General features: G+C 71.2%; 14 protein-coding genes and 1 pseudogene. 8 read left to right on the forward strand and 7 right to left on the reverse strand.

The genetic code is table 11. From position 1 onward, the window contains the following. From IF54_RS0130725 to IF54_RS0130760, 7 genes and pseudogenes are all read right to left on the reverse strand, one after another. The coding region (locus tag IF54_RS0130725; RefSeq protein WP_030324686.1) for a Gfo/Idh/MocA family protein at positions 1-936 on the reverse strand (936 nt) is incomplete at its 3' end. A gap of 139 nt (positions 937-1,075) precedes the next feature. Next, positions 1,076-1,905 (reverse strand): annotated as a pseudogene (locus IF54_RS39880) (substrate-binding domain-containing protein). A gap of 98 nt (positions 1,906-2,003) precedes the next feature. Next, positions 2,004-3,029, reverse strand: coding sequence for an ABC transporter permease (locus IF54_RS0130735; RefSeq protein ID WP_030324687.1), 1,026 nt, complete (start codon positions 3,027-3,029; stop codon positions 2,004-2,006). Further along, complete coding sequence (locus IF54_RS0130740) at positions 3,026-4,549, reverse strand: sugar ABC transporter ATP-binding protein (protein ID WP_030324689.1); 1,524 nt, start codon at positions 4,547-4,549, stop codon at positions 3,026-3,028. Before IF54_RS0130740 ends, IF54_RS0130735 begins: the two co-directional genes overlap by 4 nt. A gap of 272 nt (positions 4,550-4,821) precedes the next feature. After that, positions 4,822-5,643: an ROK family transcriptional regulator gene (locus IF54_RS0130745; RefSeq protein WP_030324691.1), complete on the reverse strand. Its 822-nt coding sequence runs from the start codon at positions 5,641-5,643 to the stop codon at positions 4,822-4,824. Between the two features lie 170 nt (positions 5,644-5,813). Beyond that, the gene (locus IF54_RS0130755) at positions 5,814-6,092 is read right to left on the reverse strand and encodes a dihydrofolate reductase family protein (RefSeq protein WP_051735595.1); all 279 of its coding nucleotides are present in this window, start codon (positions 6,090-6,092) and stop codon (positions 5,814-5,816) included. 88 nt (positions 6,093-6,180) lie between these two features. Further along, entirely contained in the window at positions 6,181-6,444 is a 264-nt protein-coding gene (locus IF54_RS0130760; RefSeq protein WP_030324695.1) for a hypothetical protein, read from the reverse strand. A gap of 143 nt (positions 6,445-6,587) precedes the next feature. Here IF54_RS0130760 and IF54_RS0130765 point away from each other — a divergent pair, with 143 nt between their 5' ends. The 8 genes from IF54_RS0130765 (at position 6,588) to IF54_RS0130800 (ending at position 15,138) form a co-directional block, all read left to right on the forward strand. Then, positions 6,588-7,193: a dihydrofolate reductase family protein gene (locus IF54_RS0130765; RefSeq protein ID WP_030324697.1), complete on the forward strand. Its 606-nt coding sequence runs from the start codon at positions 6,588-6,590 to the stop codon at positions 7,191-7,193. Between the two features lie 691 nt (positions 7,194-7,884). Then, on the forward strand, positions 7,885-8,121 hold the full coding sequence (locus IF54_RS39885) for a hypothetical protein (protein ID WP_037820823.1): 237 nt from the start codon (positions 7,885-7,887) through the stop codon (positions 8,119-8,121). Beyond that, entirely contained in the window at positions 8,118-8,900 is a 783-nt protein-coding gene (locus IF54_RS0130775) for a vWA domain-containing protein (RefSeq protein ID WP_030324699.1), read from the forward strand. The genes IF54_RS39885 and IF54_RS0130775 overlap by 4 nt, the downstream gene beginning before the upstream one ends. Further along, positions 8,900-9,781: a protein phosphatase 2C domain-containing protein gene (locus IF54_RS0130780; RefSeq protein WP_234439102.1), complete on the forward strand. Its 882-nt coding sequence runs from the start codon at positions 8,900-8,902 to the stop codon at positions 9,779-9,781. Before IF54_RS0130775 ends, IF54_RS0130780 begins: the two co-directional genes overlap by 1 nt. Positions 9,782-9,787: 6 nt before the next feature. After that, a complete protein-coding gene (locus IF54_RS0130785; protein ID WP_030324703.1) occupies positions 9,788-10,852 on the forward strand; it encodes a hypothetical protein in 1,065 nt (354 codons plus the stop codon). Then, entirely contained in the window at positions 10,849-11,721 is an 873-nt protein-coding gene (locus tag IF54_RS0130790; RefSeq protein ID WP_063754980.1) for a 4Fe-4S single cluster domain-containing protein, read from the forward strand. The genes IF54_RS0130785 and IF54_RS0130790 overlap by 4 nt, the downstream gene beginning before the upstream one ends. Next, a complete protein-coding gene (locus IF54_RS0130795; protein ID WP_030324706.1) occupies positions 11,633-13,024 on the forward strand; it encodes a hypothetical protein in 1,392 nt (463 codons plus the stop codon). The genes IF54_RS0130790 and IF54_RS0130795 overlap by 89 nt, the downstream gene beginning before the upstream one ends. Continuing rightward, complete coding sequence (locus tag IF54_RS0130800; protein WP_063754981.1) at positions 13,021-15,138, forward strand: AAA family ATPase; 2,118 nt, start codon at positions 13,021-13,023, stop codon at positions 15,136-15,138. The genes IF54_RS0130795 and IF54_RS0130800 overlap by 4 nt, the downstream gene beginning before the upstream one ends. Positions 15,139-15,147: the final 9 nt, after the last annotated feature.

The following is a 15,147-nucleotide window of genomic DNA, read 5'->3' on the forward strand; positions in this document are numbered from 1 at the left end:
GGTGCCGTCGTGGAAGGAGAGCTCGTTGAGCCGCTCCAGATCGAAGGCCAACGAGCCGCGCTCGCCGTTGAGTTCGATGCGCAGGGAGTTCTTGCGCCCGGTCGCCATCCGGGTGGCCTCGAAAGAGGCGAGGGCTCCCGAGGCGAGGCGGCCCGTGAAGACGGCCGCGTCGTCGACGGTCACCGGCCCGCGCGCGGCGCCACCGGACGCCGTAAGGCCGGAGGAGGCGCCTTCGAGGCGGGGGCGTTCCTTGACGAAGGTCTCCATCTGGGCGGAGACGCCGACCAGGACCTCACCTGCCAGGAACTGGGCGAGGTCGACGATGTGTGCGCCGAGGTCGCCGAGTGCCCCTGATCCCGCGTGCTCCCGCTGGAGCCGCCACGTGAGGGGGAAGTCGGGGTCGACGAGCCAGTCCTGGAGGTAGCTCACCCGTACGTGGCGCAGTGCGCCGAGTCTGCCCTCAGCGATGAGGCGGCGGGCGAAGGTCAGGGCGGGCACACGACGGTAGTTGAAGCCCACCATCGCCAACTGACCGCGCTCCTGGGCCGCTTCGGCCGCCCGAGTCATGGCCTGCGCCTCTTCTACGCTGTTGGCCAGCGGCTTCTCGCACAGCACGTGCTTGCCCGCCTCCAGCGCCGCGATCGCGATCTCCGCGTGGCTGTCACCCGGGGTGCAGATGTCGACGAGTTGCACGTCGTCGCGGGTGATGAGGGCGCGCCAGTCGGTCTCCGTCGCGGCCCAGCCATGTTTGTCGGCTGCCGCCCGCACTCGTTGTGCGTCCCGGCCGGCGATCGCCGCCAGGACGGGCCGCAGGGGCAGGTCGAACACGCGTCCCACGGTGCGCCAGCCCTGTGAGTGCGCGGCGCCCATGAACGCGTAGCCGACCATGCCGACGCCGAGCGTCGGCGGTGCGGTCCGACTGTCCCTCTGTTCCATACGGATTCCTCCTGGTCGGAGTGTGAGTGAGTCGTGGTGCGGTGCGCGGGGGCGGCGGCCGGGTCCGGGCCGACCGGGACCTGCCCGGGCTGGTCGGGTCCGGACCGGTCGACGTCCGCCTCCGTCCCGTCCGGGCCGGTCAGATGAAGCCGGTCGGCAGGTACTGGTCGACGTTGTCCTTGGTGACGACGGCCGAGTAGAGGGTGAGGGAGGACGGGATCTCGAACTCGGCGAGGCCGCCGATGCCCTTGCCCTGCCCGAGCGCCCGGGCGAGGTCGATCGCGGAGGCGGCCATGGTCGGCGGGTACAGGACGGTCGCCTTCAGCACGCTGTTGCCGCTCTTGATGGCGTCCATGGCGGACTTGGCGCCCGCGCCGCCGACCATGAGGAAGTCGTCGCGCCCGGCCTGGTCGATGGCGCGCAGCGCACCCACGCCTTGGTCGTCGTCGTGGTTCCACAGCGCGTCGAAGGACGGCCCATGCCGTAGTTGTCGCCGCCGATCCAACACCGGTACGCCTGGGGAGTGTTGAAGATGCGGTCCAGGTTGACCACCGGTATCCCGGCGCGCATGGCCTTGAGGCCGACCTGGGTGAGGGCCTTGCCGTCGGCGGGCAGGATCACCAGGACGTCGACCTTCTTGTTGATGAGAGTCTCGATCTGGCCGATCTGCTGGGCGGTGTCGTTGGAACCCTCGGTGATCTCCAGGGTGACGTCCGAGTACTTCTTCGCCCGCGACTTGGCGTTGGAGTTGATGGCGTTGAGCCAGCCGTGGTCGGCCTGCGGCCCGGCGAAGCCGATGGTGACCTTCTTGCCGGGCTTGTCGTCCGCGACCGGGGCGGCGTTGTCCGCGGCCTGCGCCTGCTCCTTGGGCTCGTTGCTGGTGCAGGCCGTGAGCAGTGCGCCGGCGGAGACGGCGGCGGTGCCGAACAGCAGTGCTCTGCGGCTGGTGGAGGCGGGGGTTTCGGGCATGGCGGATCGACCCTTCGATTGGGCGGTGTGCGGCTGGTGGAGTCCGAGGGCGCCGGACGGCGGGTCAGGGGCCGCCGTCCGGCACGTACCGCACGGCGTCAGGTGTCGCCGTGCGGCGAGCGGCGCTGGACCAGCACGGCGGCAACGATGATGGCGCCCTTCGCGATCTGCTGGACAGCGGTCTCGAGGTTGTTCAGGGCGAAGATGTTGGTGATCGTGGTGAAGACCAGGACGCCCAGGACGGAGCCGACGATGGTGCCGCGGCCGCCGCTGAGCAGGGTTCCGCCGATGATCGCGGCGGCGATGGCGTCCAGCTCGTAGAGGTTGCCGTTGGTGTTCTGGCCCGACCCGGCGAGGACGATCAACATGAACGCGGCGATCCCGCAGCACAGTCCGGACAGCAGGTAGAGGTAGAGGCGCTGGCGGCGGACGTCGATGCCGGCGAGGCGGGCCGCCTCGGCGTTGCCGCCGACCGCGACCGTGCGGCGGCCGAAGGTGGTGCGGTTGAGCACCAGCCAGCCGAAGAGGGTGACGGCGGCGAAGATCAGGACCAGGGGCGGGATGCCGAGGATGTAGGAGTCCCTGGCCCCCAGGTCGAGCACCGACTCGACGCTCACGATCTGAGTGCTGCCGTCCGTGATCTGGAGTGCCAGGCCTCGGGCGGAGGCGAGCATGGCCAGCGTCGCGATGAACGGCACCATCCTGCCGTAGGCGATCAGCAGTCCGTTCACGAGACCGCAGCCGACACCGACGATCAGCGCGGTGAACAGGATGCCCGCGAAGCCGAACTCCTGGGTGGCCAAGGTCGTCGCCCACACCGAGGCGAGCGCCACGATCGCGCCGACCGACAGGTCGATGCCGCCGCTGGTGATCACGAACGTCATGCCGACGGTGACGACACCGATCACGGACGCCTGGGTGAGGACGAGTTGGAGGTTGCTCGTGGCGAGGAACTCGTCCGGCGCGGTGATGCCACCGACCGCGACGAGGACGGCGAGGACGCCGAGCAGGGACAGGGTGCGTACGTCCCATCCCCACCGCGGGCCCGAACCCTGCTTCTCCCCCGCGGACTTGGCGGCGGACGTCGGCGCGTCCTTCTGCGTCACGGTGGTCGGCTGCGTCATGACGTCGGGCTCCCTTCCATCACAAGATCGAGTACACGGTGCTCGTCGAGCTCCCGGGCATCCGCCGTGTGTACGACACTGCCTTCGCGGAGCACGAGCACCCGGTCGGCGAGTCCCAGGACCTCGGGGACCTCGCTGGACACGAGAAGCACGGCCAGGCCTTCGTCGGCCAGCCGGCGGATCACTGCGTAGAGTTCCGCGCGGGCGCCGATGTCGACACCCCTGGTCGGCTCGTCCAGCAGCAGCACCTTGCAGCCGCGCAGCAGCCAGCGGGCGAGGACGGCCTTCTGCTGGTTGCCGCCCGACAGAGTCCTGATCGCCGCGTCCGGGTTGTCCGGTCGCAAGGACAGCTCCCGCACCGCTTCGTGCGTCGCGGCCCGCTCGGTACGGCGGTCCAGCCAGCCCGCGCGGGCGAACCGGGACAGCGTGGAGATCGAGACATTGCTGCTGACGGACTCCAGCATCAGCAGTCCCTGCGCCTTGCGTTCCTCGGGCGCGAGACCGATGCCGGCACTGACCGCGGCGCGGACGCTTCCGGGGCGCAGAGGCGTACCGTCGACGAGGACCCGGCCCTGGTCGGGCTTGCGGGCGCCGTAGATCGTCTCCAGGATCTCGCTGCGCCCGGACCCGACGAGTCCGGCCAGGCCGACGATCTCGCCGGGCCGCAGCTCCAGATCGACCGGCGCGAACTCCCCTCGTCTGCTGAGCCCTTCGACTTTCAACACGGGCTCCCGCTCCGCGGCGAACCCGGCCTGGGGCCGCTCGGGGAAGACGTACTCCACGTGCCGGCCGGTCATCAGGGCGACGACCTCATGGGTCGGTGTGGACTCGGCGGGCAGGCCGCCCGCGACCGACCGGCCCTCCTTGAGGACCGTGACCCGGTCGCCGATGCGGCGTATCTCCTCCAGGCGGTGGGATATGTAGACGACGGCGACACCGTCGGACGTCAGGTCGCCCACGATCCTGAAGAGGTTGTCGACCTCTTCGGGGTCGAGCGCCGCCGACGGCTCGTCCATGACGATCAGCCGCACCTCGTGGGAGAGCGCGCGGGCCATCGAGACGATCTGCTGCTGGGCGGCGGACAGTTCACCGACGAGGCGCGTCGGATCGATCTCCGCGTGCCCGAGACGTCTCAGCAGCTCGGCGGTGGCCGTCCCGGCGGCGGAGCCACGCACCACGAACCCGGCCGCGGTGGGTTCGTGTCCGAGAAAGACGTTCTCCGCGACGGACAGCCCCTCGATCAGGTCGAGTTCCTGGTAGATGGTGGCGATGCCGAGCCGCATGGCGGCGACCGGCGATCCCAGGGTGACGGGCGCACCGCGCCAGGTGATCTCACCGCTGTCGGGCTGGTGGGCCCCGGCAAGCACTTTGATCAGAGTGGACTTGCCGGCCCCGTTCTGGCCGAGCAGGCAGTGCACCTCACCGGCCTGGACCTCGAGATCCACGCCGTCCAGGGCGCGAACACCGGGGAAGGACTTGGTGATAGCGGACATGGTGAGCAGGGGTGGTTGTGGTGCCATGAGGAATCCCCTCGGCGGATGCGGGCCGTGAGTGGGCAGGGCGGGGCTGAGCGGTTACGGCGGTGATGTGGCCGTTGCTGTGACGCTGCTGGTGAGTTGGGGGCTGCGCTGAGGGCGCCGGGGCGTCACGGAGTCGCCGCGGTGCACCGGGGTGCGGGAATCGTTCAGGAGGGCTGGAGTGCCCGGGAGTGCGGGATCAGGAGTGCGGGATCGCCCGGAGGTGCGGGATCGCCCAGGAGTGACCTGTCGCGGACGGACTGGGGGGGGGCGGATCAGGCCGGCGAGAAGACGTGGTCGCTGATGAGCCGAGCCGCGCCGATGGCTCCGGCGGCGGGCCCCAACTCCCCCAGCACGATGGGCAAATTGCCGGTCGCCAGCGGCAGCGACTGACGGTAGACCTGGGTCCGGACGCTGGCCAGCAAGGTGTGGCCGAGTCCGGTCACACCACCGCCGATCACCACCAGTCCCGGGTTGAAGAAACTGACGAGCCCCGCGATGACCTGCCCCAGGCGCATCCCGCCCTCGCGGATCAGCTCCAGGGCGACCGGGTCCCCGGCCGCCGCGGCAGCGGACACGTCCTCGGCCGTCAGCCGTCCGGCTGTCTCCAGCCGCGCGGCGAGCTGCGCCGAGCGGCCCTCACACGCCGCCTGCTCCGCATCGCCGGCCAGTGCGGCCCCGCTGAAGTGGGCTTCCAGGCAGCCCCGGTTGCCGCACACGCATGCACGGCCGTCCGGTTCGACCTGGATGTGGCCGATGTCGCCCGCGCTGCCCGTCACCCCGCGGTGGACCGCACCGCCGGCGACGATGCCGCAGCCGATACCGGTACCGATCTTGACGCACGTGGCACCGATGTCGACGCCGAGGAAACGCAGCGTCGGCGTGAGCCGGATGTTGTGCGAGCGGCGGCCACCGCGGGAGGGGGCCAGCCCGTCCGCGACGACCAGGCCCGTCTCCAGCAGCCGGTCGACCTCGACCGCGAGCTTCGAACGGGACAGGTCGACCAGATCACCCAGCTGGGCACGAGAGTTGGAGCCGTTGTCACGCAACAGACGCAGGAGCCGCCCCTGATGGGTGTTCTCAGGTCGAGCGGTCATCCGTCTCACGATCCCCTCCCCTCACACACGACCGGGTCCCGGACGCCGCCGGTCTCCGCCGACTGCGTCGTCAGGCTTGCGAGGAGGAACGTAACAACGATTTTCCAGACTGGGAAGTACTTGTGCAGCACCCAGACGTTCTTTTCCCACACTCAGGACAAAGTCGAGTCTCAGCGACGTACGCGGTACCAAAGGTGTGTCGCGCCCTTGCACTGAAGGACGGTCGGGTCGTCGAAGCGGTGCGGTGCGTTGGTCAGGTCGGCGAAGCAGGGGACCCCGTTGCCGAGCAGCACCGGCACGACACTGATGCAGACCTCGTCCACCAGTCCCAGATCAAGTGCCTGCCGGCGGCCCCAGACGAGGGCACCGGTGCCCACGAGTACCTCGCGCAGCATCTCCGCACTGGTCAGGTCGACCTGGAAGGACCAGCGATCGTCGGCACTCGGCACGGTGACATCGCCGGCACCGTACCAACCGAACAGCTCATCGGTTCCGTCACCCAGGAAGGACCTGGATTGTCACCTGGGCCGGCGTTGGTCATGAGCGCTTCCGGATCGCGTCGCTCGCGGCGTGGGCGAAGCGCAGGGGCTGGTGGACCCGGCGGCGCCGTAGTGCGTCTCCCGTGCGTCGCACGCGTCCAGCCGCAGCTTGGCGCGGCCGGTCGCACTGTGCTCGACGGCCCGCCCAGGACGCCGCCCACGAGTCCCACTCGCTCGGGTCGGCGGCCGTGAAGGCCACCGTGCCCCCGCCCGACTGGGTGCCCTTGACGCCGTAGAGGCCTTTGATCAGAAGCATGGGCATGGCGACTGGCGGAAGTACCTCCTTGCAAGGGCAACGGACCGCCCCTGTCCCGTCAGTTGAGCGAGCGGCAATCAGCCGGCCGCACCGCCGATGAGTTTCCGGTGGCTGCGCGGTCTGTAGTGCATCGACGAAAGGAGCGCACCATGCGCAAGATCATCGTTTGCACGTTCCTCAGCCTGGACGGCGTCATGCAGGCACCCGGTGGCCCCGACGAGGACACCCAGAGCGGCTTCGAGCACGGCGGCTGGCAGAAGCCGGTGACCGACGACGAGGTCGGCGCGGCGATCGCGGGCTGGTACGAGCCCGCCGACGCGATGCTGCTGGGCCGCAAGACGTACGACATCTTCGCGTCGTACTGGCCGACCGCCGATCCCGGCAACCCGTTCAAGGAGCGGATGAACAGCATGCACAAGTACGTCGCGTCCCGAACCCTGACGTCCGTCGAGTGGCAGAACTCCACGCTGCTGGAGGGCGAAGTCGCCGACGCCGTACGCGCGTTGAAGGCGACCGACGGAGGCGACATCAACGTCGTCGGCAGCGGCGACCTCGCCCAGACCCTCATGCGGCACGATCTCGTCGACGAGTACCGGCTGACCATCCACCCGGTGATCATCGGAACCGGCAAGCGGCTGTTCGCCGACGGTGCGATCCCGACCGCGCTGGAGCCGGTCAGTGTCTCGACGACGAAGAGCGGCACCATCGTCGGCGTCTACCGACCGAACGGCAGGCCCGGATACGACAGCTACTAGGCTCCGTCTTCGAACAGATCTCACCCAGAGCAGGCACGACGCTCGGCTGACCGCCGCCTCGTAGAAAGTGGCGGTCTTGTCGTACCTGGTGGCGACGCCTCGGGTGGCTGGCCGCCCTGGCGGCCGCCGTCGTGTCGGTATTGCTGTTGATCGGCCTTGTCGGGTCTGGTGTGGCCGATCCCGCGTTTGCACGGGCAGGCGCGGGACACGGATGCGTTTCAGCAGCGGCTGCGCAGAGATGCCGTCTTCGCGTTGACCGGGCGTCACCAGGAGGCCAGGGATCTGCCTCGACCGCCGCAAGCGAGTGGATCTTTTCGTCAAACCCCCGCCTGATCAGCCGAGGGGCTGATCGTCCGGTTCGTCGGGCCGACACGCCCCCCTTTTTCGTCCGGAGCCCGGGCGCTCAGCGTCGCGGCGAGGGCGTGGAGCGCCGCCTTGGGGATCCGCACCTCCGCCGACTCCCGCTCCGTCCTCGTCACCCGGCCTTGCGGGTTCACCCCACCGAGGGCCCCCTGTCCGGACCCAAAGCCGCAACTCGGCGTGGTCTCCGAGGCTGCTCAAGTCGTCGTCTCCCGAGTGGGACGCTGCGTCGAAGTGCTCGGTCCTGCCTGGGGAATCCTGCGACAATCTGCTTTCGTCCAACTACACTCGGTGGCCACCGGATCGGTCTGTGCCGAGGAAGGGTGAGCACGTGACGGAGTTATGGTCGGGCGCCCACGACTCGTTGGCGCGCGTGGTCACATGGCCCGCACCCGACGCATACGTTCTGGTGGACGGCCTCCTGCTGCGGGCCCTCCCGACGGGTGTGGACGCGATACCCGGCCGGTGGGTGCGGCTCGCCTTCGACCCCGAGCAGCGGCGGCTGCTCATGACGGAGGCCGAGCCCGACGACGCTCCCCCGAACGCCGGGAAGCAGGGTGCCGCATGACCACGGACTACGACATCGGGTTCGCGTCGGGGCTGGACGAACGGCAGCCTGTCGTCATCCTTCTCGACGCCTCGGGCTCCATGGCCCGCCCTGTGTCCAGCCCCCGCATCGCCGAAGTCGACTCGGCCCTCCGGACCCTGTTCGAGAGTGTCCGATCGCAGGCCCGGTTGCGGGCGCGGGTGGAGATCTGCCTGATCACCTTCGGCTCACGGGTCCGGGTCTACGACGCGGACGCCTCCGCCCTCGTCACCGGGGAACAGGCGGACCCCGACCGTGTCTTCGTACCGGTGGAGAAGCTCTCCCCTCCCCCGCTCACCGCGGAGGGCTACACCTGCCTCGAACCCGCGCTGGACATCGCTCTGCGCATCGCCGCGCAACGCCTCCGGGCGCTGGAGGAGCGGCGGCTGTCCGTGCTCCGGCCGCTGATCTGGATGGTGACCGACGGCGCGCCGAGCGATGAGCGGGGCCGCGCACTGGACGCGACGGAACTGGCCCCACTCGCCGACCGGTTGCGCACGGCGGAGGCGGCACGGCCCCCCGACGGATGTGTCTTCCTCACGATCGGGGTCCAGGGCGCCGACCGCCGACTCCTCGAAGTACTCGCACCGGACGCCACGTTCATGCTGGAAGGCCTCGACTTCACCCAGATCCTGAAGTTCCTGCTCCGCAGTTCCGACCGAGTCAGTTCGATCGGCACAGCGGGGGAGGTCCACCGCGAGGTTGCCCGGCAGGCCGCGTTGCAGAAGGCCATGAACGAACTCTCCGAGAAGCACCTCTAGTGGACGACCACCGGGGGCTGTTCGTGTCGGGGGCCGTGGTGCAGGGCACCGACCATCTCTCCTCGGGTGTCGGCTGCCAGGACGCCCTGAAGTCCGCCCGGTGCGAGGGCGGCGAAGGTGTCGTACTGGCCGTCGCCGACGGTGCCGGCAGCCGGGACCGCAGTGCCCTGGGAGCACATCTGGCGGTCGACATCGCCTGCCGGGTGCTGGCCCGGGGCCTCCCGGACCACTCCGAGACGGACGGTGCCACGGACCCCGCCGTGTGGATCGACTGGATCGGCACCCGGTCCAAGGAGGTCGTGGACACCTGGCTGCGTGCCACCCGAGCCCTGCCCACGGCGGCGGAGTACACCGAAGGGGACGACGACACCCACAACCCGCGCACCGCCGATCCCGGTGAGTTCGCCGCGACCCTCGCCTCAGTGGTCGTACGGCCGCCGTGGGCCGCGTTCCTCTGCGTCGGCAACTGTTTCGGCACCGTGCTGACCATGGACGCCGGCAGTACCCGGGAGCGCTGCCATCTGGTGCTTCCGCCACCCGACGAACGGCACTCCGCCGTCTTCCTCTCCTCGCCGGGGGCCCGTGCGCGCGTGCGGTCGTTCGCACTGTGGGATCCGTACCTGACCGGTGTCATGGTGGCCACCGACGGCTGCGTACCGCTGACGCTGGACCACCCCGACGTGCACGGACTGCCGCCCGAGGCCGGGCCGTTGCCCTCGAACCGGTTCTTCGTCGGACTGGCGAGGGCCCTGCGGGACAACGGCGGAGACGCGGAACCGCTGCGCGCCCTGCTGTCCAGCCCCGAGGCCGGGCGCAGCGGCGACGACCTGACGATGCTGTGCGCGCTCACGGGCCGCGGCCCCCGCACCGGGCGGCGGTGAGACGCCATGATCCGCACCTGGTCCCCCTCAGGTCGTGAGTGGGTGCTCGACGAGGTCGTGGGCAGCGGCTCGGAAGGCGTGGTGTACACCGTGGAGCACCGGCCCGGCCTGGTCGCGAAGCTCGCACCCTTGGTGGCCGAGCCCGAGGTCCACCGGCTGCGCCTGGACAGCCTGGTCCGGCAGGGGCGGGAGCCACGGACCGTGAAGCTGCTGAGCGGGACACCCAGCCGGCTGGCCTGGCCGCTGGAGACCCTGGTGACGTCCACAGGTGTCGTCGGGTATCTGATGCGGGACATGCGACGGGCGTTCCTGCCCTTCGAACGGCAGCTGCTGCCGACGGCACGCCGTGAGTCCCTGCCGGAGATGACCTGGGGCACCGCCCTGCGGACGGCCGCCTCGCTGGCGGAGCTGCTCGCGGATCTGCACGCCGAGGGATACGTCGTCGGGGACCTCAAGCCGGACAACCTCTGGGCCGACGCCGAGGGCCGGACCGGTCTGGCGGACATCGACTCGGTGCAGTTCACCGATGGCCGGCTCGCCTTTCCCTGTCGGATGCGCTCGCCCGGCTACACCGCCCCCGAGGGGATCGACTCCGACGTCCTGCCCGACCGCTCCTCCGACGACTTCGTCCTCGCCGTCCTCGTCCACCAGTTGCTGATGGGTGGACTCCACCCCTTCCACGGCCTCCCGGCCGACGGCACCCCCTACTTCTCGCTGGACGACAACGTGCGCAACGGCCGGTGCCGGTTCACGGACCCCGCCTCGGTGCTCCTGCCGAGGACCGCTCCCGCCGCGGACCTGCTTCCCCGGAGACTCCGCAGCCTCTTCACCGAGGTGTTCGGCCGCTCCGGGCTCACCGACCCGGACTCCCGGCCGGACGCCGCCACCTGGGCCCGGGCGCTGCGGGCCGAGACACGACCCGGCCGGCTGACGGCCTGTGACCGCGACGACCTGCACGTGCACACGGTGGAACGGCCCTGGTGCCCCTGGTGCGACCAGCAGGAGCACGGCGCCGTCACCTGGGGAGCGCCCCGTACCCGCTCCGGACCCAGCGAGGTGAGCCGACCATGACCCACTCCGGCCCGGGCCCCGCCCCCGGCTCCGACCCCCGGCACCGGCCGACGACGCGCGGCCCACGTGACGAGGAACATGCGGGACACGCGCGCGGCCCGGCCGACGTCTCCCGCCCGGGGGAACTGGTCGTCAACCGTGTCCTGGACCGCTGCGGAACGCTGGGCCCCGGTCTGCGCGCGGTGATCTGGGTGCAGGGCTGCCCCCTGCGCTGCCCAGGCTGTGTCGCACCGGAGACACTCCCGTTCGCCGGCGGAGAGGTGCGTGCCGTCACCGAGGTGGCCGGCCGGCTCGCGCGCCTGACCGACGTGGAGGGTGTCACCCTGTCCGGGGGCGAACCCTTCAGCCAGGCACAGTCGCTCGCGGACCTGCTGGACGCGGTCCGCGCACTGCGGCCCGACTTCTCGGCGATGGCGTACTCGGGGTTCCGCCACGAGGCACTGCTTCGCGGTACGCCGGGGGCGCGCGCCCTGCTGGACCGGCTTGACCTCCTCGTCGACGGCCCCTATGTGGCCGCCAGACATGGGGACCTGCTGTGGCGCGGTTCGTCCAATCAGCGTGTTGTCGCACTCACGGAGCGCTACCATCATGTGAGGTCACTCACAGACGCGGGGGCGGGCATCGAGGTGTCGGTGGGGCATGACGGCCAGTTCTCCTGGGCCGGAGTCCCGGCTGTTCCCGGCTTCCGCACCTTCGTCGAGGAGCGGTTGGCACAAGCGGGGTACGTGGTCGGCGCCGGGGAGACGGCAGCCGCCGCGCAGGGGGAAATCCGGGGGACGGATGAGCGGATCGCCGAAGTACAGCACGGTCGCGGTCAGTGCGGCCCGCCTACAGGAGGAAGCGCAGCGCCGGGCCCGGCAACAGGCTGAACGCCGGCGCCGGGAGGCGGAACGGGCGGCGGAACGGCAGCGCCTCGCGGCCGCGCGGGCCGATGCCCGCAGACGCCGGATGGCCGAACTGGTGGAGGCGCGCCAGGCCGCGGACGACAAGCGGATGACCGGCGTACGGATGGAACACGCCCGGGCCACCGAACGGAAGCTGACCCAGCTCGACGAACTGATCAACGCCCTGGAGTCGGCCGGGGGGCCGGCGGACGCCGCGGAGCGGCTCCGGGAGGAGACGGACCTCCTGCGCAAACGGCTGCGCCACGGCACCGAGGGGTCCTTGGACGAGGAGATCGAGCGGCTGCGCGGCCGTGCGGTGCGGCTTCGGCCCTCCGCGCGGGATCACGGCAGCGGTGGCGATCGCGGGGAGGCCGTGGCTGCGCTCGCGCTCCGGCTGGCGGACCTGGGCCCGCAGGCGGCCGTGGACGATCCCGAGGGACACCGCGAGTGCACAGGCCTCCTGGTGCAGCTGCGTGCGGCACGGGAAGAAGGGCGCACCGCCAGGTTCGAGGCCCTGCGGGGCACCATCGAGCACCGGCTCACCCGGCACGCCGCCGCCGTCGAGGCGGCGGCCGCCCATCGCCGCACCGAAGCGGTCCGGGAGTCGGAGCGGGTGGCCCGGCAGCAGGAGGCCGACCGGCTCGCGGCCGAGGAGGAACAGCGCCGCCGCGAAGCCGTAGCGGAGGCGACGGACCGGCTCGGCACCATCGCGGACGCCGTGCGCGACGCGATCAGGGACGCGGAGGACTTCACGGAGATCACCCTCGCGCACGAGCTGCGGTCCGCGCTGTCGGCGGTGACGGAGGCCCTGGACGCGGGGCGCCCGGACGACGCGCTCGCCGCGGTCGCCCGGCTGGAGGAGGGCCTGCCCCGAGCCGAGGCCATGCTGGACGAACTGCTGCTCGCCTACGAACGGCGCGCGGAGCTCGCCCGGGCGCTACAGCACGCCATGGCCGGCGCGGGCTTCAGCTTCACCGGCGGTGCCGACGAGGGCCAGGGCCTGCTCCTGCACTTCGCGCGGACCAACGGCGCCCTCTACTCGACCACCGTCGCCAGCACTCCGGACGGGGCCCCCGTGCTGGCGTACCGCGTCGAGGGCGAGGCCGACATGTCCGCCGTGCCCGACGGTGCCGAGGTCGCCTGTGACCGTACGGAGGATCTGCTCGACCAGGTACACGACGCCATGGCCGACGACGGATTCGTCCCGGGCGAGCTGCTGTGGGAGGGCAAGCCGCCCGGTGGCCGAGGCCGGGGTCTGCCCGGTGCGCGGACGGAGCGGCGGCGGTGACGGGCTCTGCCTCAGGCGAGGACGGCGCCGCCCCGCAGGGCCCGGCTCCGGCCCACGCGCTGATGCCGTTGTGGGCCGTGTCGCTGGGCTGGGAGATGGAACGCGGGCGCCAGGTCGTCGTCAGCGGCCAGATCCGCGACCGCTGGTGGTTCGACGGCAGACCGGCCCCGTTTCGCGAGCTCATGGTCAACGTGCTCGTGGGACGCGGCGCGGAGGTGGTGGGCTGGTGGGACCCGGTGGACGGGCTCACCTTCCCGGTGCCCGGACATCGCGAGCGGTTCGACACGCTCTCCGCCGCCCTGCCCGCCGACGCAGAGGCGCCCGGGGACGCGCCGGCCCCGTCCGGAGACTGGTCGGCCTCGGCGACCGCGGCCTCCGGCGGTTCGTCGGTGTCCGCGAACGTGAACCGCACCGGTGCGGCGGCGGACCCCGGGGACGACGGCCCGTCGCAGGACGGCACGCGCCGGGCCACCGCCCGCCGGACCGCGGCGGCGGGACTCTTGCAGCCGCGCCCGCCCCGCCGGCTGGTCTCACTGGAGGACGCGACCGCACAGGCACGACGGCTGGCCGCCCAGTCCTCGGCCGCCACCGCCTTCGTCTTCGAGGACGTCGACCACGCCCTGCCCGTGGCCGATCCGGCATCGGCCCAGGGGTACCTGCGGCTGCGGGCGGCGATGGCCGACGCCATACCCCCCACGACCGCCGCCTCCGGGAGCCGGGCCAGGAACGCGATGCTGGTCGCGGTGGGCGATCTGTCCCGGCTGCCCGGCTGGTTCTGGCAGGAGGACCCGCGGATCGCCAGTCTCCCCATCGGCCCCCCGGACCAGGCCGAGCGCCGGTTGTGGCTGTCGCTGCTGCGGCAGGACTTCCGCGGCCACGAGTCGGCCACCCGGCACGACGTGGAGGCCCTCATCGGGGCGACGGACGGAATGGCCGGCTGGGAACTGGACGCGCTCGCACGGACCTCGCACTTGCGCCGTGTGGAGATGGGCCGTCCGGACCGGCTGATGCAGGCGCACCGGCTCAACGTCAGCGTCGATCCCTGGTCCCAGCTGGACCGGACGGTGATGGGACAGGCCGCCCAGACCCTGAAATCGTCGGTGATCGGTCAACAGGTGGCGGTCGACGCGGTGGCCGCCGCCCTGCAAGCCGCTTTCGTCGGGCTCGACTTCGGGGAGTCGGGGGCGGCGCGGCCGCGCGGATCGTTCTTCTTCGTCGGGCCGACGGGTGTGGGCAAGACGGAGCTGGCGAAGGCCGTGGCGAAGCTGATCTTCGGTGACCCGACGGCCTACGCCCGCTTCGACATGAGTGAGTACCAGCAGGAGCACGCCGCGGAGCGACTGGCGGGCGCACCGCCGGGATTCGTGGGGTACGACCAGGGCGGCGAGCTGACCAGACGCGTCCAGGAACGGCCGTTCAGCGTGCTGCTGTTCGACGAGATCGAGAAGGCGCACCCGGCGGTGCTCGACAAGTTCCTGCAAGTCCTGGAGGACGGGCGGCTGACCGACGGGCGGGGACAGACCGCCTACTTCTCGCAGTCGCTGATCATCTTCACCTCCAACACCGGCACAGAAGCGCTGAGCGGGCTCCTCGCCGCCGAGCAGGGCGACGGCCCGTCGTACGACGCGCTGCGGCAGCACTTCTCCCGGGCCGTGGAGGAGAAGTTCCGTGCCATCGGCCGCCCGGAGATCTTCGGGCGGCTGAAGCCGGGCGTGGTCGTGTTCGACATGCTGCGCGCACAGCACGTCGCCGGTATCACCGACCGGCTGCTCGACCAGCTCGCGGCCTCGGCCCACGAACGCAACCAGGTCGAGGTGGTCTTCGACCGGGCCGGTGTCCACGCGTGGATCACGGCCCGTATGGCCCTGCCCGAGCAACGGGCGTACGGGGGCCGCCAGATCCGTAACGAACTCGAACTGCTGCGGTCCGCGCTAGTGGCCCACCTGCTGTCCCACTCGCCGCCCCCCGGCTCCCGCGTCGAGGTCGGCCTCGACCTCACCGGGCAGGTGCGGGTGTCGCCCGCCGGTGACCGTGGCCCGGGTGGCGCCGGGGCCCTCGGCGGCCGTGCCTCGCCCCCCGCCGTACGAGTGCCACCGACGTCGGACAGCGTCTAGGAAAGGGAC

Origin of the sequence: Streptomyces sp. NRRL B-3229 (genome assembly GCF_000719505.1) — a bacterium.
Taxonomy (GTDB): domain Bacteria; phylum Actinomycetota; class Actinomycetes; order Streptomycetales; family Streptomycetaceae; genus Streptomyces; species Streptomyces griseorubiginosus.